Source organism: Cryobacterium sp. TMT1-2-1 (assembly GCF_004403955.1).
GTDB lineage: Bacteria > Actinomycetota > Actinomycetes > Actinomycetales > Microbacteriaceae > Cryobacterium > Cryobacterium psychrotolerans.
In genome coordinates this window covers 23,806-50,292 of sequence record NZ_SOHC01000060.1, presented here as the reverse complement: position 1 = coordinate 50,292, position 26,487 = coordinate 23,806, and the positions used below count along the sequence as shown (strand labels likewise).

At 70.2% G+C, this 26,487-nt stretch carries 26 protein-coding genes; 16 read left to right on the top strand and 10 right to left on the bottom strand.

All coding sequences use genetic code 11. From position 1 onward, the window contains the following. The 3 genes from E3T33_RS10400 to E3T33_RS10390 form a co-directional block, all read right to left on the bottom strand. On the bottom strand, positions 1-202 hold a 202-nt coding region (locus E3T33_RS10400), incomplete at its 3' end, for a hypothetical protein (protein WP_134575259.1). After that, on the bottom strand, positions 199-834 hold the full coding sequence (locus E3T33_RS10395; protein ID WP_092323078.1) for a DUF4129 domain-containing protein: 636 nt from the start codon (positions 832-834) through the stop codon (positions 199-201). The genes E3T33_RS10400 and E3T33_RS10395, both read right to left, overlap by 4 nt. After that, positions 831-1,958, bottom strand: a complete 1,128-nt coding sequence (locus E3T33_RS10390; RefSeq protein ID WP_092323076.1) for a hypothetical protein — start codon at positions 1,956-1,958, stop codon at positions 831-833. The genes E3T33_RS10395 and E3T33_RS10390 overlap by 4 nt, the downstream gene beginning before the upstream one ends. Positions 1,959-2,089: 131 nt before the next feature. Between E3T33_RS10390 and mtrA the strand changes: the two genes are divergently transcribed. From mtrA to secA, 6 genes are all read left to right on the top strand, one after another. Then, on the top strand, positions 2,090-2,770 hold the full coding sequence (mtrA, locus tag E3T33_RS10385; RefSeq protein WP_092323075.1) for an MtrAB system response regulator MtrA: 681 nt from the start codon (positions 2,090-2,092) through the stop codon (positions 2,768-2,770). 7 nt (positions 2,771-2,777) lie between these two features. Further along, the gene (gene mtrB / locus E3T33_RS10380; protein WP_241982910.1) at positions 2,778-4,427 is read left to right on the top strand and encodes an MtrAB system histidine kinase MtrB; all 1,650 of its coding nucleotides are present in this window, start codon (positions 2,778-2,780) and stop codon (positions 4,425-4,427) included. Next, positions 4,420-6,126 carry an LpqB family beta-propeller domain-containing protein gene (locus E3T33_RS10375; RefSeq protein WP_166784464.1) on the top strand — a complete coding sequence of 569 codons (1,707 nt, stop codon included), beginning with the start codon at positions 4,420-4,422 and terminating at the stop codon, positions 6,124-6,126. The genes mtrB and E3T33_RS10375 overlap by 8 nt, the downstream gene beginning before the upstream one ends. 226 nt (positions 6,127-6,352) lie before the next feature. Continuing rightward, a complete protein-coding gene (locus tag E3T33_RS10370) occupies positions 6,353-7,054 on the top strand; it encodes a phosphoribosyltransferase family protein (protein ID WP_134575257.1) in 702 nt (233 codons plus the stop codon). A gap of 96 nt (positions 7,055-7,150) precedes the next feature. Further along, positions 7,151-7,834 carry a ribosome-associated translation inhibitor RaiA gene (raiA, locus tag E3T33_RS10365; protein WP_092323070.1) on the top strand — a complete coding sequence of 228 codons (684 nt, stop codon included), beginning with the start codon at positions 7,151-7,153 and terminating at the stop codon, positions 7,832-7,834. A 127-nt stretch (positions 7,835-7,961) separates the two neighbouring features. Further along, a complete protein-coding gene (gene secA, locus E3T33_RS10360; protein WP_092323069.1) occupies positions 7,962-10,751 on the top strand; it encodes a preprotein translocase subunit SecA in 2,790 nt (929 codons plus the stop codon). A gap of 73 nt (positions 10,752-10,824) precedes the next feature. Here secA and E3T33_RS10355 read toward each other — a convergent pair whose 3' ends face one another. Beyond that, positions 10,825-11,973, bottom strand: a complete 1,149-nt coding sequence (locus E3T33_RS10355; protein WP_134575256.1) for a helix-turn-helix domain-containing protein — start codon at positions 11,971-11,973, stop codon at positions 10,825-10,827. Between the two features lie 152 nt (positions 11,974-12,125). On the opposite strand from E3T33_RS10355, the gene E3T33_RS10350 reads away from it, so the two are divergent. The 5 genes from E3T33_RS10350 to E3T33_RS10330 are packed head-to-tail and all read left to right on the top strand — an operon-like array spanning position 12,126 to position 17,280. Beyond that, a complete protein-coding gene (locus E3T33_RS10350) occupies positions 12,126-12,932 on the top strand; it encodes an SDR family NAD(P)-dependent oxidoreductase (RefSeq protein ID WP_166784463.1) in 807 nt (268 codons plus the stop codon). Continuing rightward, on the top strand, positions 12,929-14,314 hold the full coding sequence (locus E3T33_RS10345) for an FAD-dependent oxidoreductase (protein ID WP_134575255.1): 1,386 nt from the start codon (positions 12,929-12,931) through the stop codon (positions 14,312-14,314). Before E3T33_RS10350 ends, E3T33_RS10345 begins: the two co-directional genes overlap by 4 nt. Beyond that, positions 14,311-15,147, top strand: coding sequence for an SDR family NAD(P)-dependent oxidoreductase (locus E3T33_RS10340; RefSeq protein WP_092323064.1), 837 nt, complete (start codon positions 14,311-14,313; stop codon positions 15,145-15,147). Before E3T33_RS10345 ends, E3T33_RS10340 begins: the two co-directional genes overlap by 4 nt. Beyond that, on the top strand, positions 15,144-16,532 hold the full coding sequence (locus E3T33_RS10335) for an MFS transporter (RefSeq protein WP_241982909.1): 1,389 nt from the start codon (positions 15,144-15,146) through the stop codon (positions 16,530-16,532). Before E3T33_RS10340 ends, E3T33_RS10335 begins: the two co-directional genes overlap by 4 nt. A 43-nt stretch (positions 16,533-16,575) precedes the next feature. Then, complete coding sequence (locus E3T33_RS10330) at positions 16,576-17,280, top strand: TSUP family transporter (RefSeq protein ID WP_092323063.1); 705 nt, start codon at positions 16,576-16,578, stop codon at positions 17,278-17,280. Positions 17,281-17,423: 143 nt separating this feature from the next. On the opposite strand, the gene E3T33_RS10325 is transcribed toward E3T33_RS10330, so the two are convergent. Further along, the gene (locus tag E3T33_RS10325) at positions 17,424-17,867 is read right to left on the bottom strand and encodes an Rv3235 family protein (RefSeq protein WP_241982908.1); all 444 of its coding nucleotides are present in this window, start codon (positions 17,865-17,867) and stop codon (positions 17,424-17,426) included. 191 nt (positions 17,868-18,058) lie between these two features. Between E3T33_RS10325 and E3T33_RS10320 the strand changes: the two genes are divergently transcribed. Further along, positions 18,059-18,778: a hypothetical protein gene (locus tag E3T33_RS10320; protein WP_134575254.1), complete on the top strand. Its 720-nt coding sequence runs from the start codon at positions 18,059-18,061 to the stop codon at positions 18,776-18,778. Between the two features lie 206 nt (positions 18,779-18,984). On the opposite strand, the gene E3T33_RS10315 is transcribed toward E3T33_RS10320, so the two are convergent. Continuing rightward, the gene (locus E3T33_RS10315) at positions 18,985-19,272 is read right to left on the bottom strand and encodes a helix-turn-helix domain-containing protein (RefSeq protein WP_092323060.1); all 288 of its coding nucleotides are present in this window, start codon (positions 19,270-19,272) and stop codon (positions 18,985-18,987) included. Positions 19,273-19,400: 128 nt separating this feature from the next. Here E3T33_RS10315 and E3T33_RS10310 point away from each other — a divergent pair, with 128 nt between their 5' ends. Together E3T33_RS10310 and E3T33_RS10305 are read left to right on the top strand one after the other, a co-directional pair. Then, positions 19,401-20,072: a hypothetical protein gene (locus E3T33_RS10310; protein ID WP_092323058.1), complete on the top strand. Its 672-nt coding sequence runs from the start codon at positions 19,401-19,403 to the stop codon at positions 20,070-20,072. Positions 20,073-20,074: 2 nt separating this feature from the next. After that, positions 20,075-21,313 carry a regulator gene (locus tag E3T33_RS10305; protein WP_134476395.1) on the top strand — a complete coding sequence of 413 codons (1,239 nt, stop codon included), beginning with the start codon at positions 20,075-20,077 and terminating at the stop codon, positions 21,311-21,313. Positions 21,314-21,348: 35 nt separating this feature from the next. Here the strand turns inward: E3T33_RS10305 and E3T33_RS10300 are convergent, their stop codons facing one another. Continuing rightward, on the bottom strand, positions 21,349-23,058 hold the full coding sequence (locus tag E3T33_RS10300; protein ID WP_241982907.1) for a DUF5671 domain-containing protein: 1,710 nt from the start codon (positions 23,056-23,058) through the stop codon (positions 21,349-21,351). Further along, positions 22,998-23,465 (bottom strand): hypothetical protein, encoded by a 468-nt coding sequence (locus E3T33_RS10295; protein WP_092323054.1) that lies wholly within the window; start codon positions 23,463-23,465, stop codon positions 22,998-23,000. Before E3T33_RS10295 ends, E3T33_RS10300 begins: the two co-directional genes overlap by 61 nt. A 76-nt stretch (positions 23,466-23,541) precedes the next feature. Here E3T33_RS10295 and E3T33_RS10290 point away from each other — a divergent pair, with 76 nt between their 5' ends. Next, the gene (locus E3T33_RS10290; protein WP_092323053.1) at positions 23,542-25,047 is read left to right on the top strand and encodes a PAS domain-containing sensor histidine kinase; all 1,506 of its coding nucleotides are present in this window, start codon (positions 23,542-23,544) and stop codon (positions 25,045-25,047) included. 36 nt (positions 25,048-25,083) lie between these two features. Here E3T33_RS10290 and E3T33_RS10285 read toward each other — a convergent pair whose 3' ends face one another. After that, a complete protein-coding gene (locus E3T33_RS10285) occupies positions 25,084-25,332 on the bottom strand; it encodes a WhiB family transcriptional regulator (protein ID WP_092323051.1) in 249 nt (82 codons plus the stop codon). Between the two features lie 185 nt (positions 25,333-25,517). On the opposite strand from E3T33_RS10285, the gene E3T33_RS10280 reads away from it, so the two are divergent. Continuing rightward, the gene (locus E3T33_RS10280; protein ID WP_134575253.1) at positions 25,518-25,949 is read left to right on the top strand and encodes a hypothetical protein; all 432 of its coding nucleotides are present in this window, start codon (positions 25,518-25,520) and stop codon (positions 25,947-25,949) included. 31 nt (positions 25,950-25,980) lie between these two features. On the opposite strand, the gene bcp is transcribed toward E3T33_RS10280, so the two are convergent. Beyond that, a complete protein-coding gene (gene bcp, locus E3T33_RS10275; RefSeq protein WP_092323048.1) occupies positions 25,981-26,460 on the bottom strand; it encodes a thioredoxin-dependent thiol peroxidase in 480 nt (159 codons plus the stop codon). Positions 26,461-26,487: the final 27 nt, after the last annotated feature.

Genomic DNA, 26,487 nt, shown 5'->3' with positions numbered 1-26,487 from the left:
CCGCCTCGCCCGCGTTGTCGGCGGCGAGCGGTGTCCCGCCGGCCGTGCTGCCGCCGGCCAGCAGCGCGGCAGCGACCGAGACGAGGATGGCGCCGGCCCCGGCCAGGATCCAGAACAGCCACCGCCGAGCCGAAACCCCGAGGGTCGGGGTCAGCGCGGGCGCGTTCGTGCCGTCCGGCCGCTCCCGCAGCGTGGCCGTCACGGCGCTGCCGACTCGAACAGAACGTCCAGGCGGCGCGGACGCGCGGCGCGCAGGGCCAGTTCCAGGGCCCGGACCTGCAGGTAGTCGGGCTCCGTTCCCTGGTCGCCGAGATAGCGCAGGCGGTCGAAGCGCCGGGCGGCCTCGGCCAGGCCCGCGGCGTGCTCCGGGAAGGCTCCTGCCGCGCGGTCGGCGAAGGCGTGCGCGGTCGTGCCGGGCGTCACCAGCAGCACGGAGCGCTCGATGAGCCCCCGGGCCAGGGCCCGGAACGTTTCCTGGGCCGCGAGGGTCCAGTCCCCGCCGGCGGCCGCGGCGGCGGCCGCACGGCGGAGGTCTTCGGAGCTGCGCCGGTCGTCCGCGCCGAACAGTTCCGCGGCGGTGGTGCTGCGCCGAGCCCGCCGCGGCGGGCCGAAAATGAGGTACGCGGCCACCAGGGCCGCCCCGAGCAGCACCGTCAGGACGAGCGGAACCCAGGGTGCCAACAGGCTGTCGGAGGGGGCGGTGAGCGAGCCGAACCAGTCGAGGACGGCCTTCGACAGCCGGTCGAACCAGGTCGGCCTGGCGGCCTGGTAGGCGCCCTTCGCCAGCTCTTCGCGCAGCCACTGCCGGGCTTCCGGCGCGTCGGGATCGATCATGCCCGGGGGGCGCCCGTGTCCCGGCCGGGTGCCACGAGGTACGGGTCATCCGCCCCGGCCGATTCGACGAAGCGCTGAAGGTCCAGGTCCAGGCCCTCCTTGCGCATCCGCAGGTCGATGTAGATCAGGGCGGTTGTGGCGGATTGGATGACCGCGGTCACGGCGCCGAGCACCAGCGCGGTGAAAATGATCAGCACGTACAAGACGATGGACGGAATCCAGGCCTCGAACGCGTCGTTCGGATCGACCAGGGAAACGGCGACTCCGAACAGGATGCCCAGGGGGGTGGTCACGATCTGGGCGACGACGTTGACCATCGTGGCGACCAGGAACTGCACCCCGAGGGTGCGCCAGAAATAGCCGTCGGTCAACGACCAGGACCTGCGCGCCGCCGCCCGGATTCCGAGCCGTTCGAGCACGATCAGGCTCGGCACGAGCGAGGTCTTCGTGAACAGCCAGGTGCCCAGCGCCAGCAGGGCCAGGCCGCCCACGACGCCGAGGGCCACCCCCAGCGCCACCCACGCCCCGCCCAGCGTGACGAGGAGCGCAACGCCGGCGACCATGACGCCCCCGGCCAGGAGCGCCGCGGTGCTGAGCAGGACGGCCCAGAGAACGAGCGGCCACAGGCGGCCGCCGGCCGCCCGCCAGAGCCGGCCGAGGCGGAGTTTCTCACCGAGCGTCCCCCTGGCCACCTCGACCACGATGATGCCCTGCAGCAGGGCGGATGCGATCACCGACAGCGCGATGGGCACGATGGCCGACAGCACGATCGCCACGGCAGAGCCCGCCTCGACCGCATCGCGCTCGGCCAGGGACGCGCTCTCAATCCGGCCGAGGGCGAGGAACGTGACGACGCCGACGACCACCAGGGTGACCAGGGTGATGACGGCCTGCACGATCAGGGCGCTGCCGAAGGTGGCGCGAGGGTTCCGGCGCAGCACCTGGAACGGCGCCCAGAGCAGTGTGCCGAAGCCGAGCGGACGCAGCGGGATGAGACCGGGCTTCGGCGGGGGAGTCCAGCCGGACGGCGGTCCGCCGCCGGGCTGGGGCGGGCCGTACGCACCGAAGGGCGGCGCCGGACGGTCGGCGTTCGTCGGGGGGAGCCAGTTCTGGGGGTCCGTCACCCCATCATGCTGGCATACCCGGCCGCCGAAATCACGAGGATCAGGCTACTTGCGGCACCCTCCGCTACTCTTGTGCCAGAGATTGTACGACTCGGCGTGGAATCCACGGGCGAGCTGAGCGGAACGGACGTATGAACGCACGCATTTTGGTCGTCGATGACGACATTGCGCTGGCCGAGATGATTGGCATCGTGCTGCACGGCGAGGGTTTCGAGCCCTCGTTCTGTGCCGACGGCGCCCTGGCGCTCGACGCGTTCCATGACGGCAAGCCCGACCTTGTTCTGCTTGACCTGATGCTGCCGGGTCTCGACGGAATCGAGGTGTGCCGTCTCATCCGCGCCGAATCCGGCACTCCCATCATCATGCTGACCGCCAAGTCCGACACGACCGACGTCGTCAAGGGCCTCGAGTCGGGCGCCGACGACTACATGGTCAAGCCCTTCAATCCGAAAGAGCTGGTGGCCCGGATCAAGACGCGCCTCCGCCCGACCCCGGCGGGCGCCTCGGGCAGCCTGCAGATCGGCGACCTCGTCGTGGATGCGGCCGGCCACGAGGTCAGGCGCGGCGAACAACGGATCAACCTCACCCCGCTCGAATTCGACCTGCTCCTCGCGCTCGCGTCGAAACCGCAGCAGGTGTTCACCCGGGAGATGCTCCTGGAGCAGGTGTGGGGCTACCACTACAAGGCCGACACGCGTCTCGTCAACGTGCACGTGCAGCGACTGCGCGCCAAGGTGGAAGACGACCCGGACAACCCTCGCATCGTGATGACGGTGCGCGGCGTGGGCTACCGGGCCGGCGCGGCGGGGTAGGTCCCTCGTGGCTGCTCGGTCGGGCGTGACCGGCTTCGGCTGGCGGTCCTGGCGGTCCTGGCCCCGCCAGATCGTCTCCACGTGGCGCTCATCCCTGCAATTCCGCACGGTGGGCATCACGGTGCTGCTCTCCGGCGTGGCCATCGCCCTGGTCGGCGTGTACATGTCCGTCAGTATCGGCAATGACCTGTTCCAGTCCAGGCTGAACCAGGTGCTGCTCGAGTCGAACCGGGCGACCACCGCGGCCCAGGGCATCCTGAATTCCTCCGACGCCGCCGACCGGGTGCAGGTGCAGACCCTGCTCGGCTCCGCGCGCACGCAGGTGACCGCAGCCTCGTCGAGCCGCCTGATTGCCGTGTTCCGCGTGCCGGGGCAGGAGGCGTCGACGGTGGCTCCGCAGGACTTCTCGACCTTCGGTGCCTCGACCGGTGTCATCTCCAGCGACCTGCGCGGGGCGGTGCGAGGCAACTCCGGCGAACAGTTCTGGCAGTCCGTGACGCTCTCGACGGATGAGGGCATGCAGTTCCCCGGCGTCGTCGTCGGCTCCCAGCTCACCGTGCCCGTCGCCGGCCAGTACGAGCTCTACATCGGCTACAGCTTCCAGGACGCGGAGGCCACCCTGCTGTTCGTGCAGCAGACCCTCGGCGTGGCGGGAATTGCGCTGATGCTGTTGATCGGCGCCGTCACCTGGATCGTCGTGCGTTTCGTCGTCACCCCGCTCCGGGTCGCCGCGGAAACGAGCCAGAAGCTGGCCTCCGGCGACCTCGCCGTTCGGATCCCGGAGAAGGGCGAGGATGTCATCGCCACCCTGGCCCGGTCGTTCAACGGAATGGCGGACAGCCTGCAGAGCCAGATCAAGGAGCTCGCCGACCTCTCGGAGATGCAGCAGCGGTTCGTCTCCGACGTGTCGCATGAGCTCCGCACCCCGCTGACGACGATCAGGCTGGCCGGCGACGTGCTGTACGACCAGCGTGCGAGCTTCCCTCCGGCGACCGAGCGCACCGCGGAGCTGCTGCACACCCAGGTCGAGCGGTTCGAGCTCCTGCTCAGCGACCTGCTGGAGATCAGCCGGTACGACGCCGGATCCGTCCAACTCGAGTCGGAGCCGACGAACCTCGTGCACCTCGTTCAGGACACGATCGAGGGGATGCGCTCCCTCGGCGAGTCCAAGGGCACCGACCTCCGGCTCGTCGCGCCGGGCGGCCACCTCGACGCCGACGTCGACCCGCGCCGGATCCGTCGCATCCTGAACAACCTGATCGGCAACGCGATCGAGCATGGCGAGGGGAAACCCGTCGTCGTGTCGGTCGACAGCAACGCCGGTGCGGTCGCCCTGTCGGTGCGGGACTACGGCCTGGGGATGACGGAGGCGGAGGTCGCGCATGTGTTCGACCGGTTCTGGCGGGCCGACCCGTCGCGCCGGCGCACGATCGGCGGGACCGGCCTGGGGCTGGCGATCTCGCTCGAGGATGCGACCGCGCACCGCGGTCTGCTGCAGGTCTGGTCCGCGCCGGGCCAGGGGTCCTGCTTCCGGCTGACGCTGCCGCGGGGCACGAACGGAGAACTCGTGAGTTCGCCGCTGCCGCTGCCGCCCGCGGATGCCCACCCAGTCGTCGCCGGCTTCGCCCCCGGCACAACGGAGGGCCACTATGCGTAACCGGAGATGCCGCCACCGGATCGGCTCCGGCGCCCTGGCGGTGCTCGCGGCCGCCGCCGTCCTGCTCACGGGCTGCTCGGGAATCCCGCGAGACGGGGCAGTGGAGGCCGGTCAGTCCGCCCTGCCGGACGACAACCCGGCGCCCGTGTTCCTGCCGTCCAAGCCGCTCAAGGACGGCAGCACGGATGCCATCCTGCGTGGCTTCATCGAGGCGGCGTCAAGCCCGGAGGGCAACTACGCCATCGCCCGGGAGTTCCTGACCCCGGACTACAGCAGCACCTGGGAGCCCGACGCGGGCGTCACGGTCGACGACGGGTCCGGGCGCAGCACGACGGTCGTCGACGAGACCACGATGCAGTTCTCGGTCACGCCGGTCGCCGAGGTCGATGCCAGGGGCCAGTACAGCACCGTTGATTCCTCCTCCCCGGTGCCCCTGCGCTACGAATTCGCACGGGTCGGCGGGCAGTGGCGGATCAGCGAGGCGCCCGACGGCACGGTGATCGACCGCAACACGTTCCGCGAGGTGTTCAGTGCGCAGGCGCTGTACTTCTTCGATCCGAGCTTCCGATACCTGGTGCCGGACCTGAGGTGGTTCCCGCGCGGGGCTTCGGCCCCCACGAAGATCGTCAAGGGAGTGCTCGCCGGTCCCAGCCCCTGGCTCTCCGGTGCGGTTGCGACGGCGTTTCCCGAGGGAACGAAACTCACCGCGGACGCGGTGCGGGTGGTGGCCCGGGACGCCAAGGTCGACCTCAACAGCGAGGCCCTGAACGCCGATCGGGTCTCCCTGCAACGCATGGAGGCGCAGCTTTCCCGCAGCCTCCCACCCGGTCTGACCGCAACGATCACCATCAACCAGAACTCACAGGACATCGGCGAGATGGGCTCGAACGCCCCGATCGCGAATCCACGCGTCGACGCCCGGGCCCTGCTGCTGCGGGACGGGAAGTTCGGATTCCTGGCGGCCAGCGGGGCAGCCCTCACGCCGATTGCCGGTATCTCGGAGCCGGTCGCCGCCCTGAAGCCGAGGGCCGTCACGCTCTCTCCCGGCCAGGCCATGGCCGCCGTGCTGACGGATGCCGGCGTGTACGGCGTCCGGGTCGGCGACGACCCGGTGCGACTCGATCCCCGCTCGGGCCTGATCGCTCCCTCCATCGACTCCGACGGCTACGTCTGGTCGGTGCCGTCGGCGCGGCCCGGCGAACTGTTCGTGTACACCCTCGCCGGCAAGGCGATCGCCGTTCCGGCGCCCTGGCAGGAGGCCTCGTCGATCGTGTCGCTGGACGTGTCCCGCGACGGTACCCGGCTGCTGGCCCTGTTGCGATCGGGGACAGACTCCCTTTTCGTCGTCGCGGCGATCAAGCGCGACAACAACGCGGTTCCGGTCGGCCTCGGCGAGCCCGTCGTGCTGTCTTCGGGCGCGGGCCTCCCGCTCGACGCGACCTGGATCGACGAGCTGACCGTGGGGTCGCTCATCCGGTTGCCCAGCGGGGAGGAACGCATCGTCGCCCAGCAGATCGGCGGCGGGACCACTGTGCTCGAGTCGGCGCCCGGCAGCGTCTCCATCGCCGGAAGCAACACCGTGCGGGAGCTGCGCGCCCTGTCGGCGGGGGGAGCCCTCCAGGTGCAGCGGGGGGTCGGCTGGCAGGAGCGCATCGACGAGGTCGTGCTCATCGCCACGCAGCAGGGTATTGCCGGCTAGGGCCTCCCTCCCGAGATGCCTCCCTCCTGGCACGCGCTCGTCCAGGCTGAGATGCGGACAAAGCACCCTCAGCTTCACGAGGAAGGTTCGTTGTCCGCAACTCAACCGGACGACGCCGGGGATGCGCGCGCTGCGGCCAATCCTGAACAGCACGATCTGGCGAAGGGACCGCACCGACCGGGGCTTCGCCTGTGGCCGGGGGGCCGGCCGAGCGCAGGATGGCCGCATGGGCCACCTCGACGCCGTCCGCCGCGCCGGACTCGACGCCTGGGGCGTGGTGCTCCCCACCGAGTGCAGCGGCTGCGGAGCGCCCGACCGGTCGCTCTGCGAGGAATGCCGCATGGCGCTCCGCCCCGCGGTGCACCCGTGCAGCCGGGACGACGTGCCGGTCTGGTCGGGCCTGGACTACTCCGGGGTGGCCAGGCGAGTCCTGGGCGCATTCAAGGATGGCGGCCGCACCGACGCGGCGGCCACGCTCGCGGTGCCCCTCCGGCTGGCCGTCGCAGCCGCGCTCGCGGCATCCGCCGCGGGCGGCCGTGTTCCGGACGACCGCGGCGTGCACCTGGTGACCATCCCGGCGTCCCGGAAGGCCTGGCGAGCCCGGGGCTTCCATCCCGTCGAACTGCTGCTGGCCAGGGCCGGCCTCGCCGGGACGCCCGTGCTCCGGCAGGTCGGCGGCACCACGGACCAGGTCGGTCTCGGACGCGAGGCCCGCGCCCGGAACAGGCACGGCTCGTTGCTCGCGCGGAGGCCGCTGGGGGGCTTCCGCTGCGTCGTCGTCGACGACATCCTGACCACCGGCGCGACGATCCTGGAGGCCCGGCGCGCCGTGCTCGAGGCGGGCGGCGAGGTGCTCGGACTGGCCACCCTCGCGGAAACGCGGCGGCTTTTCCCGGCCGCTGGACACTCCCCGGGAACTGGCAGGTGAAACGGGTGACTTATCCCGCACACCGGGCTACGGTGTTGTTAACGGCGCGCAACGATCGCCCAGAATCAGGGCGGTCCGCCGGATCTGGAGGTCGTCATGGAAACTAATATCGTTGGACGTAACCTGGGCATCACAGATCGGTTCCGGCAATACGCCCTCGACAAGTCCGAGAAGATCGCGGCCCTCGCCGACAAGGCCCTCGCCCTCGAGATCAGGGTGAGCCGCCATCGCGAGAAGAACGAGCGCACCGGTGCCGCCGGCAAGGACCGAGTCGAACTGACCCTGATCGGCAAGGGGCCCATCGTGCGTGCCGAGGCCGACGGCTCCGACAAGTACGCGGCGTTCGACGTCGCCCTCGGCCGGCTCCTGGAGCGCGTCCGCCGGGCGAAGGACCGTAAGAAGGTGCACCGCGGCGGCGCCCACCGCCCCACCTCGCTGCAGGAGGCCACCGCCGGGGGCTTCAGCGTCGTCGACATCACCCCGGCGGATGTGGAAACGCTCGAACGCGTGCGCACGGGAGGGATCCCGATCGTCACCGAGGAACACCCGGCCGAGCCGGCCGAAGAGGAGTACTGCCCGGTCGTGATCAGGCGCAAGGTCTTCGCCGCGGCGCCGATGACCGTGGACGACGCCCTCTACTTCATGGAGCTCGTCGGCCACGACTTCTACCTCTTCCAGGACGCGGAAACCAAGCGTCCGAGCGTCGTCTACCGGCGCAAGGGCTGGGACTACGGCGTCATCGAACTTGACGACAAAGCGGAAGAATTGCGCGAGGCGTAGGCCGCTGCCAGCCGACCCAGCCTGTGACCAACTAGCATTGCTATAGTTGCCGGCTGGGTCGGCGCTACGTGCGTCCGACCGGACGACAGGCGCGTCCGCGCGCCGTGACGACTAGTGGAGTGCATTCGTGGCCTCAATTCTGGAAAAGGTTCTTCGTGTAGGCGAGGGGCGCGTTCTGCGCCGCCTCGAGAACTATGCGAAGGCGATCAACGCGCTGGAAGAAGACTTCCGACACCTCACCGACGAGGAGCTGAAGAACGAGACCGTGCAGCTGCGCGAGCGGTACTCGAACGGCGAATCGCTGGACGACCTGCTGCCCGAGGCGTTCGCCGCGGTGCGCGAGGCATCCACCCGCACCCTGGGTATGCGCCACTTCGACGTGCAGCTGATGGGCGGGGCGGCCCTGCACCTCGGCAACATCGCGGAGATGAAGACCGGTGAGGGCAAGACCCTCGTCGCGACGACGGCCGCGTACCTCAACGCGATCACCAGCCGCGGCGTCCACGTCATCACTGTGAACGACTACCTCGCCAGCTACCAGAGCGAGCTCATGGGACGCGTCTTCCGAGCGCTCGGGATGACCACCGGCTGCATCCTCTCCGGCCAGACGCCCGAGCAGCGCCGCGACCAGTACCAGGCGGACATCACCTACGGCACGAACAACGAGTTCGGCTTCGACTACCTGCGCGACAACATGGCCTGGCAGGCCTCCGACATGGTCCAGCGCGGCCACTACTACGCGATCGTCGACGAGGTCGACTCGATCCTCATCGACGAGGCCCGCACCCCGCTGATCATCTCCGGCCCCGCCTCCGGCGAGGCCAACCGGTGGTTCAACGAGTTCGCCAGCCTCGCCAAGCGACTCGTCCCGAACGTCGACTTCGAGGTGGACGAGAAGAAGCGCACGGTCGGCGTGCTCGAACCCGGGATCGAAAAGGTCGAGGACTACCTCGGCATCGACAACCTGTACGAGTCGGCGAACACCCCGCTCATCTCCTTCCTGAACAATTCGATCAAGGCGAACGCCCTGTTCAAGAAGGACAAGGACTACGTCGTCATGAACGGCGAAGTGCTCATCGTCGACGAGCACACCGGGCGCATCCTGATGGGACGCCGGTACAACGAGGGCATCCACCAGGCGATCGAGGCCAAGGAGGGCGTCGCGGTCAAGGCCGAGAACCAGACCCTCGCGACCGTCACCCTGCAGAACTACTTCCGCCTCTACTCGAAGCTGTCCGGGATGACCGGTACGGCCGAGACCGAGGCCGCCGAGTTCATGAGCACGTACAAGCTCGGTGTCGTGCTCATCCCGACCAACAAGCCGATGACGCGGATCGACCAGGCCGACCTCGTCTACAAGAACGAAGAGGCCAAGTTCAGCCAGGTCGTCGAAGACATCCTCGAACGCCACGAGAAGGGCCAGCCGGTCCTGGTCGGTACGACGAGCGTCGAGAAGAGCGAGTACCTCTCCCGCCTGCTCGCCAGGAAGGGCGTGCGCCACGAGGTGCTCAACGCGAAGAACCACGCCCGTGAGGCCGCGATCGTCGCGCAGGCCGGCCGGCTCGGCTCGGTCACCGTCGCCACCAACATGGCCGGCCGAGGCACCGACGTGATGCTCGGCGGCAACGCCGAATTCCTCGCCGTAGCCGAGATGAACGCCAAGGGCCTCAGCCCGGTGGAAACCCCCGACGAGTACGAAGCCGCGTGGGATGACGTGTTCGAGAACGTCAAGGCGAACGTGACCGAAGAAGCCGAGAAGGTCATCGCCGTCGGCGGCCTCTACGTGCTCGGCACCGAACGCCACGAATCGCGCCGGATCGACAACCAGCTGCGCGGTCGCAGCGGCCGCCAGGGCGACCCGGGCGAAAGCCGGTTCTACCTCTCGCTCACCGACGACCTGATGCGCCTGTTCAACGCCGGCGCCGCGGAGAGCCTGATGGGCCGACAGGGTGTGCCGGACGACATGGCCATCGAGTCGAAGATCGTCAGCCGCGCCATCCGCAGCGCCCAGGCGCAGGTCGAAGGACGCAACGCCGAGATCCGCAAGAACGTGCTCAAGTACGACGACGTGCTGAACCGCCAGCGCGAGGCGATCTACAGCGACCGCCGCCACATCCTCGAGGGCGACGACCTGCACGAGCGCACCCAGAAGTTCCTCGAAGATGTCATCGACGAGGTGCTCGAGGTGCACACCGGCGAGGGCAACGGCGACGACTGGGACTTCGATGCCCTGTGGACCGAGCTGAAGACGCTCTACCCGGTCGGCCTGACGATCGACGAGGTCGTCGCCGAGGCCGGCAACAAGGGCAAGATCAACCGCGAGTTCATGCGCCGCGAAATCATCTCGGACGCGAAGCTCGCCTACCAGCGCCGCGAGGAATCCCTCGGCGCCCCGGCCATGCGTGAGCTCGAACGCCGCGTCGTGCTCTCGGTCATCGACCGTCGCTGGCGCGACCACCTCTACGAGATGGACTACCTCAAGGACGGCATCGGCCTGCGCGCCATGGCGCAGCGCGACCCGCTGGTGGAATACCAGCGCGAGGGCTTCGCCATGTTCCAGCAGATGATGGGCCAGATCCGCGAGGAAACCGTCGGCTTCCTGTTCAACCTCGAAGTCGAAGTCAGCCAGGCTCCGGGCTCCGTCGCCGGCCCCATCGTCGAAGCCAAGGGCCTGACGCCCAGCTCCACCGGCGAGGAAAAGCTCAGCTACACCGCCCCGAGCGATTCGGGCGGAGTCGAGGTGCGCAACCAGCGCGGCCAGATCCAGCAGGCGGCAACGGACCGCGCCCGCAAGGCCGCGGTAACCGACGAGGCGCCGGACGCCCCGGAAGAACCCGCCCAGCGCGGAGCCTTCGGCCAGCCGGCCACCCCGGTGAATCGCGCCGAGCGTCGCTCCCAGGGCGGAAAGAAGAAGTAGCCCGCCGACCCGGCCGCGGTCGTCGACGTCCCGGTGCAGATCGTGTCCGGGGTGCCGGCATCCGCGTGTCGGGTCAGAGCGCCAGCCACGTCGTGCACAGCCACCACGCGTCGGGGGCGCCGAACGCCGACGCGGGGTCGATTCCGGTGGCCTCCGCGAATCGCGCCAGGCGATTGCGCACCGTGTTGGGGTGCACGAACAGGTGTGCGGCCGCCGTCGTGACGTCTTGGCCGGCGTCGAGCCAGGCGATGACCGCCCGGGCGACGGGTTCCGCGCTGGTGCCGAGCTCCCGCCACGCGGGGGCGTAGTGGTCGGCGAGCATCGCGGCGATGTCGTGCCGGTCGCTCATGGCGGCCTGTGTGGCCACCTCGGCGACGTGCACGAGGCCCGGGCGCCCCATCGACTGGGCGGCGCCAAGCGCGGCGGACGCCAGGCGTCGCGCTGCCGCCAGCCCCTCGGGGTCGGTGGGTCCCGCGTATCCGCCCGCGGGTCCGAGCCTGTCGGCCCGGCCCGCGAAGCCGCCGCTCGGCTCTCCGCTGGTGACGGCCCAGAACCACCCGTCGACCCGGGCGGAAACGACCCGACCGGAAGCGCCCGGCCCGGAAACCGCCAGCTCACGTTGCCATTCCGCGGCGTCCTCGGCGTGGCCGACCACCACCCACAGCCCCCGGTCGACCGGCAGCCCGGCCTCGCTCGCCGCCAGCGCCGCGACGCCGCCGCCCTCGAACAGCCGACGCAGCATCGACGCGTCCAGGTCCTGGGCGGAGGGCGACGGCCCGGCCGACGCGGCGCGGTGCGCCACGATCAGCCGCGCCCGCACCGTCTCGGCCCAGTCGTCGTAGAGCTCCCTGACGTCGAACAAGAGCTCCGCGCTGACCCCGGACGGCCCGGCCAGTTCCCGCGCGCGGGCCCAGATGGTGCGCTCCGACACGTGCACCGCCCCGAGCACCGATTCGAGCGGCACCCCCTGGCGGGCCCGGGTGGCGGCGAAGTCCTCGACGAACGACAATTCGGTTTCGCTGGGCCCGCGCCGGTCGGCGAGGGCCCGCGTCGCTGCGAAAATGAGCGCTCGGGTGTGGCCGACGATGTCGGCCGTCGTCAGGGCGGCGGACTCGCGCACCAGGGTGCGCACCGAAGCCACGACGCCGCGCAGCAGGTGCTCGTCGGCGGCGATCTGGTCGATCAGGGAGACGACGGGGGCCCACTCTGCGCTGGATCTCACCGGCACAGTCTTCCCGTGATTGTGTGCCAGCACAACCCGGGGCAGAAATTCGGTGAATCCGGCCACCGCGAGCCGGGCATCCGTCGTCTAGGTTGGATTCTGGCACAACGTTGTGCCCGGCTCGACGAGGTGCCGCGATGAGGGGGAGTCACATGCAGGGGGTAACCGTCATCACCGGCGCAGCCGGGGGGATCGGCCGCGCGATGATGCTGCGTTTCTCTGAGGCAGGCCACACGGTCGTCGGCCTTGACCTGCCGGAAGCCTGCCCGCCGGACGACCCCTCCTACCGGGTCTGCGACATCACCGATGAGGCCCAGGTGAACGCCGTCTTCGAGGGGATTGTCGCCCGGTACGGCCGCATCGACGTGCTCGTCAACAACGCCGGACTCTCCGCCGTCGGCGCCCTCCTCGACCATGACGTATCCGTCTACCGCCGCGTCATGGAGGTCAACTACATCGGGGCGCTGATCTGCACCAGGGCGGCACTGCCCGCCCTCAACCGCACCCGGGGCCGCATCGTCGTCACCAGCTCCGTCACCGGATTCGCCCCCACCGTCGGGCGCCCCGCCTACGTCGCCGCGAAGCACGCCGTCACCGGCCTGTTCACCGCACTGCGGTACGAGCTTGCCGCATCCGGGGTCACCGTCACCATGGTTCACCCCACCTTCGTGACCGGCGGAATGGGGCAGGCGTCCGGCACCGATCTGAGCGTGCGCACCACCACCGGGTCCGAGATCAGCCAGGACGACGTCGCCAGGGCCGCCGTGCGCGCCGTGCGCCGCCGCCGCGACCTCGTGCTGGTCGGCAGGACCGCGAAGCTCGCCTGGTGGGGCCACCGCATCTCGCCCCGCGGATTCGGGTATCTGATGAATCGGGCCCTGATGAATCGCGCGCCGAAGAACCGCACGCCGAAGAACCGCGCCGTGACGGACCGCACGCTGCACGGAGAGACATCATGACCGGTCCCACCCGCGTCGCCGTGATCGGCGCCGGCGCAGCCGGACTCGCCGCTACCAAGGCGCTGATCGATGCCGGGGTCGACGTCGTCACCTACGAGAAGGGCGACCGACCCGGCGGGCTCTGGGCCCGCGACAACAGCAGCGGGCTGTCACCCGCCTACGGCTCGCTCCACCTCAACACGAGCAAGGGCCGCACCGAATTCGCCGACTACCCCATGCCCGCGGACTGGCCCGACTACCCGTCTGCCGACCATGTCGCAGGCTACCTGGCCGACTACGCCACCGCGTTCGCTCTGACGCCGCACATCCGCTTCTCCACGGGGGTCACCTCCGTCGAACGTGAAGGCGACGGCGACAGCGAGCGCGGAGCCGAGCCCGCCGGAGCGGGCTGGATCGTCGGCGCTGACGACGGCAGCAGCGAACGCTACGACGCGGTCGTCGTGGCCAACGGGCACAACTGGGACCCGCGCTGGCCCAGCCCCGCCTACCTCGGCACGTTCACCGGCACCACGATGCACGCCCACGACTACCGCACCGCCGAGGTGTTCCGCGACAAACGGGTACTGGTGGTGGGCATGGGCAACTCCGCCATGGACATCACCGTCGACGCCTCCTACGTGTCGCGCGGCCCGGTGCTGCTGTCGTCCCGGCACGGCGTGCACATCGTGCCCAAATACATTTTCGGGCGACCCTCCGACAAGATGAACGGCATCCTCTCGGTGCTGCCCTGGCGTGCCAGGCAGACGATCGCCCAGACCCTGCTGCGGCTCGCCGTCGGCAGCCCGGAAGACTATGGCCTGCCGGCGCCGGCCGGCGGGTTGTTCCAGAACCACCCCACCATCAGCGACACCATCATGCACCGGCTCACTCACGGTGAGGTGGTGGCCAGGCCCGGCATCGCGCGCTTCGACGGCGACCGCGTTGAATTCACCGACGGCAGCACCGAGACGGTCGACGTGATCGTCTGGGCGACCGGGTACCGGGTGAACATCCCGTTCCTCACGTCGGCCTGGCTGGGGGAGGACGCCGAGGAACTTCCCCTCTACCAGCGCGTGTTCCACCTGCAGGACCCCAGCCTGAGCTTCATCGGACTCATCCAGTCCACCGGTGCGGCGCTGCCCGTTCTCGAGGTGCAGGCGAAACTCGTGGCCGCCCACCTGTCCGGCGGGTACGCCCTGCCCGGCGCAGAAGACCAGCAGAAAGCCGTGGCGAGACATCTCGCCTACTCCGCCGCCCGGTGGGGTGGCGACCGTCGGCCCCGCATGCGCATCGACTTCGATGGCTACGTCGCCGCGCTGCCCAAAGAGATCGCCGCCGGGCGGGAACGCCTGCGCCGGGGCGCGAAACCATTCAGCACCGCACACGAGGGAGTCACCGCATGAGCCTGCGAAACGCACACGGCCTCAGGGTCATCATCACCGGGGCATCCGGAACCTTCGGGCGGGCCTTCACCGCCCGGCTGCAGGCGCAGGGCGCCGTCGTCGTGGGGCTCGACGTGAACGCCGACCCGGGCGCCGACATCCTGGCGTGTGACATCACCAGCGACGAGCAGGTGACAGATGCGGTGGCCCAGGCCATCCGGATGCTCGGCGGCCTCGACATCCTCATCAACAACGCGGGCATCGGCGGGCCGGCCCCGGCCGAGTTCGCCCCCGGCGCAGAGGTGCGCCGACAGCTCGAGGTGAACCTGCTGGGGACGTGGCGGGTGACGGCGGCCTGCGTGGACGCCCTCGTCGCCTCCCGCGGCCGCATCGTCATGCTCGCCTCCCGCATGGCGCTCCTGCAGCTGCCGCTCGCCGCCGCCTACGGGGCGTCGAAGCGGGCCCTCGTCGCGTACGCCGACGCCCTCCGGATGGAACTGGGCACCCACGTGGGCGTCACCTGCGTGTACCCGTCGTCGGTGCGCAGCCCCATCCACAGCTCGACCACGGCGGCCGGGCTCTCGCTCGAGGGCATGAGCCGGTACGAGCCGCTCGACGGCGTCGTCGATGCGGTGATGCGCGCCGCCCTCAGCCGTCGTCCGCGGCGGGACCTGCCCACCTCAGCGCGGGGTGCGCTGGAGTTCTTCCTGGCGCGCCATGTGCCGGCCCTCACCGACCGCATCGTCGCCCGCACCCTCGCCGGCCGTGCCGGTTCGGGGGCCTTCGCCGGCGCCCCGCTGGCCGCCGGCGTCGTCGCCCGCCACGAGGCCGTCGTCTCCGGGGCAGCCCGATGAGCAGGGCCACCGGCAGCGCCGTGCCGACCAGCGACGGAGCCCCCCGGGCATCCGGCGACGGCGCCCCCACCCTGCGCGCCCGCATGAGTGACCTGCTCGCCTACTCGAGCGGGTCCCTCGGCATGGGTGTGTGGGTCACCGTCCCCGGCCTGCTGCTGCTCTACTTCATGACCCACGTGCTCGGCGTCACCCCGTTGCTGGCCGGACTCACCCTGCTGCTGCCGAAGATCCTGGACGCCGTGGTGCATCCGCTGCTGGGCACCATCAGCGACCGGCACGCCCGCCGTTCGGGGCACCGGCGCGGCCTGCTGTGGTGGGGCCTGCTGCTGGCCGTCGCCATGACGGCCATGTTCAGTGTGCCGGCCGGGCTCACCGGTGGCGGCGCGGCGCTGTGGATCGCCGGCTGGTACATCGCCGGAAATATGCTCTTCGCCTGCTTCCAGGTGCCCTACCTGACCACGCCGTCCGACCTGAAGATCGGCTACCACGAACGCACCCGCGTGTTCATGTTCCGGCTGCTGCTGCTCACCATCGGCCTGCTCGGCGCCGGCGTCGCGGCCCCCGCGCTGGTGGCATCCGGGGCTCGCGGCGACTATTCGCAGATGGCGCTCATCCTCTCGGGGGTGATGGTGGTCACTGGGTTCGCCGGCATCGTGGGCGTGCGCCGGCTCACCGAGCACAGCGGTTTCCGTGCCCCGGATGATCGCGAGCACACCTTCGTCGGCGACCTGAAGATCGCGTGGCGCGACCGCAACTTCCGCCTGCTGGTGCTCTCCTACCTGTTCACGGGCACCACCACGCACCTGTTCCTCGCGGCGGTGCCGTTCTACACGCAGTACGTGTTCGGCGCCCCCGGACTCACCTCCCTGTTCATGGGGGCGTTCCTGGCCCCGGCGGTCGTCGCTGGGCCGATGTGGCTCGCCGTTTCGCGCCGGCTCGGCAAGCAGCGCGGGCTGTTGCTGTCGCAGCTGATTTTCATCGTCGGGTCCCTCGCGCTCGCCGCCGGCGGCACCCTCGGGATTGCGATCACCACCGCCGTCATCGTGCTGCTCGGCACGTCGTTCGCCGGCCTGCAACTGTTCGCGTTCTCGATGCTGCCGGATGCGGTGGCGGTCGCCGAGCGCGGCGGTACGTCCCGCGCGGGCGCGTACACGGGCGTGTGGACGGCGACGGAGGCGACCGGCACGGCGATCGGCCCGTACCTGTACTCGGCGGTGCTCGCGATCGGCGGCTTTGTGTCGACGACCGCGGGGCAAGATGTGGTGCAGTCGGGGTTCGCTCAGACGGCGCTGGTCGTCGGCATCACCGTGGTGCCCGCGGTGCTCATGGTGGGGGCGATCGCGTTCCAGGCGCGCTGCCGACTGGACCGGGACACCGCATCCTGATGCGCCGGGACAGCATCCTGATGCGCCGGGACCCTGTCTCCTGATGGACCTGGTTGTCGCGCTCTCGCTGGGCGGCATTGCGGTGGGCGCGCTTGTTCAGGCGGCCACGGGCATGGGATTCTCGCTCGTGGCCGCGCCGCTGCTCATCCTGGCGCTCGGCCCGCGGGAGGGTGTCGGCGCGGCGGTGGTGCTTGCGGCGTTGTCGCCGGTGGTGCCGCTGATCCGTGACGGGCGCCACGCCCAGCCGGGCGCGGTGGCGCGACTGCTGATCCCCACCCTCCTGTGCACGCCGGTCATCGCGTGGGCGCTGCAGGGCATCGACACCCGCTGGCTGGCTTTGGGCGCGGGGGCAGGGGTGATTCTGGCGGTGGGGATCCTGGCCAGTGGGGTGCGCTGGGGGTGGCTGGGGCATCCGCTGGGGGCGGTGGCGACGGGGGCGACCAGTGCGCTGCTGAACGTGGTCGGGGGAGTGGGTGGGCCGCCGATCGGAATCTACGCGGCGAATGCCGGCTGGTCGCCGGTGGCCACGCGGGCCAATATGCACAGCTTCTTCATCATCCAGAACGTTGTGACCGCGCTCATCCTCGGGGTGGTGCTGCCGGGGTTGTGGCAGCTCTCCGCGCTCGCCGCGGGCACCATCTGCGGGCTTCTCCTGTCCGGGCGGATGTCGGCTCGGGTGCTCCGCACCGTCGTGTTGGTGATCTCGCTCGTCGGCGGCGTGAGCCTGGTCGCCGGGGCGGTCTCCTAGGCGCGGTCGCGCACGATCTCACCCCGCAGGTCGACCAGTCTGCCGCTCAGCCCGGCTGCTCCCGGAGCGTGAATCGCCCTGCATCGGTCGACGACGGCATCCACCGCTCAGAGAACATTGCGGGCGCTGAGAACCGTGCTTGCTCAGAGAACATTGATGGCGCTGGCCCGCCATCGACGGTCGAGGCCCTCCAGCCGGAGGGCCACCGCGCGCACCCGCACCCGGCTGTGCACGATCACGACGGCCTCGACGACACCGTCGCGCGGCTCGGAAATGATGACCCGCCCGATCGTGATGGTCGGCCTCTGGGCTCGCTGCCCTTTTACCGCGCGCGCACGCGCTGAGAGCACCACGCGCTTGAGCAGGTGCCGGTAGACGTCGTCGGTGACCCAGCGCGCGAGCTGGTCGAGTTCCCGGGCGCCGGCGAGCACCTCGATGACACAGCGCGTGAGGTTGATCACAAGCGGTTCCGGATCGGGGAGCTGGTTGCGCGGACTGGGCTGGTGCCCGAAGAAGTCTTCCGACTGGAACCCGCTGCGTTCCTCTTCGGCGCTCGAGTCTTCTTCGGGGGTGAGAGGGGTGCTCATGGCTCCTCCGATGTGCGTGATTCCGATGGCGCGTCGACGGGTGCTTGACGTTCGGGTGGATCACGGGGCCGCCCCTGTTCGGGGGGAGCCCGTGGCAGAGACTCAATCAGGGGACGGGCGGCCCTGTCTAGCGCTTATAGGGCCTGTGGATAACACGAGCGAACCCCGGCTGGGCCGACTAGTTTCGGGGTGTGCGGTGGGACAACCTGTTCGACGACCTCGAGGGGCAGCTCGAGCATGAACTCCAGGCCGAAGAAATCGACCTCCGCGCGGAGGAGGAACGGCTGCGCCTCGGTCGGCTGTCCCTGCGCAGTCGGCTCGTCAGCCTGACCAGGGCGCCGGCCCCGGTGGGGGCGGGAATCCTGAGGGTTGCGCTGGTAACCGGTGAGACGATCACCATCCGACCGACCACCTTCGGCCGGGACTGGCTGGCCGCCGACCTCCTCTCCGCCGACCGCCGCAGCGACGGCCGCAGCGCCGCCGACCACCGAAACGGCGGCCGCCGAGCCGACGGCCACAGCGCCGCCGACGACCGGGACGCCGACCGCAGAGCCGCCGACCACCGGAACGGCGGCCGTTTCGGAGCCCAGTGCGTCCTTCCCCTCGCGGCGATAGCGGGCGTGATCCTGCACCACGACCAGGTAGCAGTCTCCCTCGCCGCCGAGTCCGAGTCGGCGGCCAGGGTCGTGGACCGTATCGGGCTGCCCTTCGTGCTGCGCGACCTCTGCCGGCGCCGGAAGAGCCTCCTGCTCCACACCCCGGCCGGCCTGATCACCGGCACGATCGACCGGGTCGGCCGCGACCACATCGATGTTGCCGTGCACGAGGCCGGAACCGTACGACGCGCCAACGAGGTTCAGCACTACCGAATCGTCCCGCTCGCCCAGATCCAGCTGGTGCAGCTGGACTGATGGCTGACGGCGGACGGGTCCCGGAGCCTCGTGTTTCCCGCCGCCGCAGGGGCGTCTCACAAGTTGACTTGCGGACAAAGTCCCTTCAATTTCGCAACGAAGGTTGTTTCTCCGCAAGTCAGTTACTCCGCACGTCAATTGGGAGTGCCGTGCGCGTGCGTCAGCTCGGCGGGTGCTGGGCAGGCGGGCGCTGGGCGCGTCTTGTCTCAGGTCTCCGGGCGGATGATCGTGCTTCCGGAGATTTCGGGGATGTTCGCGAAGTCGGACTGCTGCCAGAGCGACATCCGCCGGGCTTCCTCGTAGCGCGCTTCGATATAGGACTCGAGTACGATCCGCTCGATCCGCCAGGCGCCGCGGGCGCCGATTTTGATGGCGGGAAGCTCACCGCCGCGAACGAGTTCGAGCGCCTCGGCGGCCGGGATGTTGAGGATCTCGGCCGTGTCGGCGAGGGTCAGGAATCGGCCTACGGAGTTGGAGGACACGGAATCCGTCATGCATCGATTATCCGTCCTCGGCCCCGGCGCGGGGGCTGCCGGGCTGCGGCTGTGGATAACTTCCCCGCCCGGGCCGCCGGGGGACGACGATAGTGGGTCAGGGCTTTCACGGGCAGCGAGGTGGGCGGATGGCACGCACGGCGGCGAAAACACAGGACACCCCCACCCGAGGCACCCGGGCGCCTGGTTCCCGGCGCCGATTCAGATTCGATCCGCGGTTCGCGATCGGCGTGGCGCTCGTGGCGGCCTCCGTCGGGGGTGTGTCCGCGATCGTCACGAATGCGGACCGCACCACCGCCGTCTACACGGCCAGGGTCGCGCTGGCGGTCGGCGACCACATCGACGGATCCGACCTGCTGACGACCCAGGTCAGGCTCGGCTCCGCCGGCGACCTGTACGTCACGCCGGGCGGACTGCCGCCCGACGGGATGATTGTCACGCGCACCATCGCCGCAGGCGAACTGGTACCCGCCTCCGCCGTGGGCACGAGGGCCGGGCAGTCGGTGACGAACATCGTCGTCGAGCTCAGCGGCAAGCCGGCCGCTGCGATCGGGCCGGGATCGGTCGTGGATGTCTGGTCATCCCGGCAGACCGACCGCGGCGTCTTCGGCCCCCCGGCCGTGCTCGTCGGGCAGGCGGCGATTGTGCGACTCATCGAACCGGTCGGCTTCATGGCCTCCGACGGCGGGATGTCGGTGGAGATCCTCGTGCCCAAATCAAAGATCGCCGCCGTGCTTGAGTCCGTCGCCAACGGAGACGCGGTCGCCATCGTACCGGTCAACACGGCGCTGGGGGAGTAGCCGTGGCCACGCTCGCGCTCGCCCTCGACCGGGACACCGAAGACCGGCTCCTGGCCGACATCGTGGAGTACGGGCACTCCATCGTCGCCCGGGTCGGCACCGCACGGGACCTCCTGGTCGCGCTGGACGTGCGCCCGCCGGAGGCCGTGGTGGTCGGTGCCGGCCGGGCGACGCTCACCGCTGAGCTGATCGCGGCGTGCGACGGGCGCGGCATCCGGTTGATCGCGCTCGCGGCATCCGACCTCGACCGGCGCCACGCGGCCTCGCTCGGCCTCTACGAGGTGGTGGATGCGGGAGCGGACTGGAGCGAGGTCGAGACCCTGCTCGTCGCCGGGATCGTCGTGCCGTTGCGGATCGGCGGCCGGGCGGGCGCCGGCGGCGCCCTGAGTGCAGGCTCGGTCATCGCCGTCTGGGGTCCCGCCGGGGCGCCGGGGCGCACGACCCTGGCGATCAATATCGCCGCCGAGATCGCGGCCGCCGGGCATACCGTCGTGCTGGCCGACGTCGACACCTACAGCGGGTCGGTCGCGCCGAGCCTGGGCATGCTCGACGAGGCCCCCGGGTTCGCTGCCGGATGCCGGCTGGCCGGGACGGACAGCCTCACCCAGTCCGAGCTCGAGCGGATCGCGCAACGGTACAACTCGCCGCAGGGCGCGTTCTGGGTGCTCACCGGCATCGGACGGCCCTCCCGCTGGCCCGAACTGTCTTCCGAGCGTGTGTCTCGCACGATCGACGCGCTGCGCCAGTGGGTGGACTACGTCGTGCTCGACACCGGCTTCAACCTGGAGAGCGACGAGGAAATCTCCAGCGACCTGTTCGCTCCCAGGCGCAACGCCGCGACGCTGACGGCGCTCCGGTCAGCCGACCGGGTTGTGGCCTGCGGCCTCGCCGACCCGGTCGGGATGGCCAGGTTCCTGCGCGCCTGGGTCGAACTGGCGGACCTGCTCACGACCGACCGGGTGAGCGTGGTGATGAACCGGGTGCGCGCGAGCGCGGTCGGGCTGGACCCCGCCGGCCAGGTCACCCAGGCGCTTCTGCGCTTCGGCGGCATCGAGTCGCCGATCCTCGTGCCGCACGACCAACAGGGGGTGGATGCGGCCGTGCTGACCGGGCGCACGCTCCGCGATGCCGCGCCGAAGTCACCGGCTCGGGCGAGCATCCGTCGTTTCGTGTGCACGGAGCTGCTGCCCGTCCCGGAACCCCGCGCCGGGTTCCGGTGGCGGAAGCTGATCCCCGGCTGACACACGCCCGGCTGACACACGCCCGGGCGGACGGCTCAGTCGGCCAGGGGAATCACGTCGATGCGGTTGCCCGGTCCGGTGACCACCAGCACGCGCTTGCCGGCCACGCCGGCCAGGGCAGCGGCGAGCTGCGCGGCGTCGGGCGCGGGGACCGGCCCTTCCCCGGTGTCCGCGCGGGGCCACACGGTCACCGAGGCGCCGGTGGCAGCCTCGATGGCCTGAGACTGCGGCTCTGGGTCCGCTCCGGTGACCAGGAAGACGCGGGAGATGCGTCGTTCACGGGCGGCCGGGGCCAGGGCTCCGACGACCGCACGGTCACGCCGCCAGACACTGAAGTGGTAGGCGGAGACCAGAGCGGTCGCAACGAGCAGCCCGAGCGGGGCGCGGATTTTCTCGACCAGGCTCCCGGCCGACGCCGATTCGAGGGCGAACTCGAAGATCCCGTTGCCGACCACCAGCAGGGCGACCAGCGCCACTATCGCGCTGAGGCCGAAGACCGCGATGAGGTACACCCGGCGGCCGGTGGAGGCCATCTCGGCCTCCGCGACCGGGGCGGCGGGCTTCCACACCAGCCACCAGACCGGGCCGCCGACCACCAGGGCGCTGATGCCGCCGAGCAGCAGCGTGCGGGTGTCCGCGCCCGCGAGCGGGCTGCTCAGGGTCGCCAGGAGGGAGTTTACGATGATGCCGATGCCGGTGGCTGCGGCCACCAGGCCGACCCCGGAGGTGACCAGGGTGCCGGCCTGCCGAGTGTCGTGCGGACGGCCCCGGGAGATGAGCGCGTGGTAGTACCAGACCAGTGCGCCGATGGCCGCCGAGGCGATCGCCTCGCCCAGCGGGTCCAGGAGGTCGCCGATCGGGTCGGCGCGGTCGAAGGCCAGTCGCAGAAGAACGAACAGGGTCGCGCCGATCCCGCCGAGGGTCAGGACGCCCGCACCGAGGATTCCGATGACGACGAGCGCCACATTGGCGAACCCGGTCTTCAACCGGCGGGCATCGTCGTGGATCCAGTGCCACCACCAGATCGCCGCGCCCACAACGGCCCAGAGCAGAGCCTGCAGCGGGGACTCCCACCAGGGTTCGCCCACCGACGCCTGGTCGGATGCGCGGATGGCGGTGTCGAGGAGTGAGCCGAGGGCGTTCACGGCGCCGCCGACTCCGATCACCAGGCCGTAGAGGGCCCCGAGGACGATCGGCAGGGTGGCCAGGCGCACCGGTCGCTTGGCCGCGTGTCGCCACATCCACCGGTGCCAGGCCCAGACGCCGGCCCAGACCAGGCCGGTGGAGAAGTCGGAGGGCTGCCAGGTGCCGTCGATGAGTTGCAGCGCAGCCCCCAGCAGGGCGGAGGCGGAAAGCATGAGGGCCACCGTGTACATGCCGGCCAGGTACAGGCCCCACGCCAGGGAAGACCGCTCGGCCGGGTCGGCGAGCCTCCGCCAGACCGCCCACCAGAGGAGCGCCGCGAGCGGTCCGCCGATCAGGGTGAAGGCCAGCGAGCGCGCCAGGCCGGCGACGTCGTCGGACGCCAGCGCCGTTCCCGCCTCGAGGAGTCGCGAGAGCAGGCCGCTCAGGCCGGTGGCGCCGATCGCCACCAGGGCGAACAGCAGCACGTAGACGATCAGGCGACGCACGGTGCGCTGGGCGCCGCCCGCGGTCGGGGCCTGCGGTGTGGCGGTGTCGCTCATCACTTCACCGCCGTGTTCGTGCAGACGGTGAGTGACCACGGGGTCTGGTCGATCAGCCATTTTCCGTCAGACTTCACGAGGTCGAAGACCTCCTCGGTCTCGAACTCCGAGGAGTCGAACGGGCCTCCGCCCTCATAGGAGGTGACGAGGGAGACCTTCACGTCGGCCGAGTCCTCCCGTTCGGTCGTCGAGACCAGGGTGACCCTGACGTTGTCGGTGGATGCGTTCTCGAACCTCTCGCACGCCTCCCGCGCCTCGGGGGTGAGGTACTCGACGGCAGCGGACTCATCGCCGGCGATGACCGCCGCGGAATACCGCTGCACGACACCCGCCGGAGTCGACTCGTCGAGGAGCCTGGGTTCGCCGCGCGAGAACACGACCGCCAGGGCGACAATCACCAGGACGCCGATGACGGACAGGATGATCAGGAGGGTGCGGTCGGGTCGGACCGATTCCGATGCGTTCATAGTGCACATCATGGCGGATTCCGCCCCTGCCGCCTATGATTCCGGCCGAGCGCGTCGTCGGCCGTAGGCTATGACGGTGTCGACGCTCAGTGATCTCGTACTTGCCCAGGGCCGCAGCAGCGCGGAGGATGTGGACTGGCTCCACATGCTCGTCGCTGACGGCCAGCTCCTCGCCGACCTCGCCTTCGCCGACCTGGTCGCCTGGGTGCCCACGACGACCGGCAGCTTCGTGGCGGTCGCCCACCAGCGGCCGTCGAGCGCCGCGACCCTGTTCTACCGCGACTTCGTCGGCCAGGAGATCAAGGGGGAGTGGCGCAAACAGGTGACGGAGGCGTTCGAGACGGCCAGGATCATCGACACCACGGCCCCCGACTGGTACGAGGAGACCCCCACCCGGGTCCGGGCCATCCCGGTCATGCGGCGGCTCAGCTCGACCGGTTCCCAGGTCACCGACACGCCGATCGCCGTGCTCACCCGGCACACCAACCTGAGCGAGGCGCGCAGCCCCAGCCGCCAGGAGCTCACCTTCAACGACTGTGCCAACGACCTCTTCGCCATGATCGCCTCCGGGGACTTCCCCGACCTCGGTGCGCCGACGGGCCCGCGCCGCGGGGCCCCGCGTGCCTCGGACGGGCTGATCAGGCTCGACGTGGACGGGATGACCACCTTCGCCAGCCCCAACGCACTGTCCGCCTTCAACCGGATGGGCTTCGACGACGAGCTGGAAGGCGAGTCCCTCGCCGAAGTGACGGCCCGCCTGCTCACGGGAACGGCCGTCGTCGACGAGTCGCTGCCGCTGGTTGTGACCGGCCGGGCGCCGTGGCGCACCGACGTCGAGGCGCGCGGGGTCACGGTCTCGCTTCGCGCCATACCGATCCGCAACCGCGGCGAGCGGATCGGCGCCATGGTTCTCTGCCGAGACGTGACGGAGCTGCGGCACCAGGAGCGCGAGCTGATCACGAAGGATGCCACCATCCGGGAGATCCACCACCGGGTGAAGAACAACCTGCAGACGGTGGCGTCCCTGCTGCGCATCCAGGCCCGCCGGACCCACTCGGACACGGCCCGCGAGGCGCTCAACCAGGCGATGCGCCGCGTTGCGGCCATCGCCGTCGTGCACGACACCCTGTCGGAAGGGCTGAACCAGATCGTCGACTTCGACGCGGTGTTCGACCGGGTGCTGCTGCTCATCGCGGAGGTCGCCTCCGCGCACAACACGACGGCGCATCCGAAATCATCCGGGAGTTTCGGCACCCTGCCGAGTGCCTACGCGACACCGCTGGCCCTGGCCCTGACCGAACTGGTCACGAACGCGGTCGAGCACGGCCTCGCCGGGCGCGAGGGTGAGGTGTCCATCCAGGCGGAGCGGAGCGAGGAGACCCTCACCGTGACCGTGCGCGACAATGGCGCCGGAATGCCGGAGGGCAAGGTCGGCTCCGGGCTGGGAACGCAGATTGTGCGCACCCTGATCCAGGGGGAACTCAGCGGCACCATCGACTGGCACACCATGATGGGCAGCGGAACCGAAGTGACGATCGAGATTCCGCTGCGCTTCATGAAAGAAAGCCAGGACCGCTCCTGAGGAGCGGTCCCGGCCTTCAGTGCCGAAGCGCGGCGCTTAGGAAGCGCGGCGGGCGCGAGCGGCGCGGCGCTTGAGGGCGCGGCGCTCGTCTTCGCTGAGGCCACCCCAGACTCCGGAGTCCTGACCGGTCTCCAGTGCGTACTGGAGGCACACCTCGGTGACGGTGCAACGGCCGCAGACGGCCTTCGCCTTCTCGATCTGGTCCACGGCGGGGCCAGTGTTGCCAACGGGGAAGAAAAGTTCCGGGTCGGCGGTGAGGCAGGCAGCTTTGTCGCGCCAGTCCATAGGGGTGCTCCTTTATTGCAGATGGGGATGCCTGGCCAGATCGGCCGAAGATGCAGGGCCCGATCGCAGGAAAAGTACGGATCTACGCATAGAGATCGGCTCACCGCCCTGTGAGCGTCAACCGGGCCTCAAATATGGTCGCATAATGGTGGAGTCAAATCAATAGTTTTGTATGGGATAGTCCTGTGAACGAGCACGCAGATCAGAGCCGGGAGGGCGCGAGCGAGCCTTCGGGGACCCGGCGACCGCCCTCCCTGCTGGCCCTCACGGCCCTCCTGGCGGCCGAAGCGCTGCTTCTCTGGGTGGCCGCCGGATGGCTCGTGTTCGAGCTGCTCACGGAGACGCCGGCGTCCGTGGCCAGCGCCGTCGCCATCCTCGTGCTCGTCCTGATCGCTGCGCTCTGGGTGAGCGCGGTCGCTCGGGGCGCGCTGCGGGGGCGGCCGTGGATCCGCGGCGCAGCCCTCACCTGGCAGCTGTTGCAGGTCTTCGTCGCCATCGGCTGCTTCCAGGGCCTCTACGCCCGCCCTGACCTCGGCTGGGCGCTGCTGCTGCCCTCGATCGCCGTGATCGTGCTGCTCTTCACCCCGCGCGTGCTGGCGGCGACGAGGCCCGTCTAGCCCGGCCGAGCGGATGCGCCGTCGCGGCGGTCTATGCGTCCAGGCCGAGCTTCTTCCGCAGGCCGGCGACGTGGCCGGTCGCCTTCACGTTGTAGAGCGCCAGCTGGATCAGGCCCGACTCGTCGATCACGAACGTCGACCGGAGCACGCCCGTGACGGTCTTGCCGTACAGGTTCTTCTCTCCCCAGGCGCCGTAGGCCTTGTGCACGTCGAGGCTCTCATCGCTCAGCAGCGGGAAGTTCACGGCGTCGTGCTCCTGGAAGGTCTTGAGCCTGGCCGGGGCATCCTTCGACAGGCCCAGCACCTGATAGCCGGCCGCCGCGAGCGAGCCGAGGTTGTCGCGGAAGTCGCAGGCCTGGGTGGTGCAGCCCGGCGTCATGGCGGCCGGGTAGAAGTAGACGACGACCTTGCGCCCGGCGTAGTCGGCGAGCGAGACGGCTTTGCCGTCCTGGTCGGTCAGGGTGAACTGCGGGGCGGTGTCGCCCGCGGCGAGGCGCGTGGAATCGGTCATCCCCTCACGCTAGCGGCTCCCCGCCCC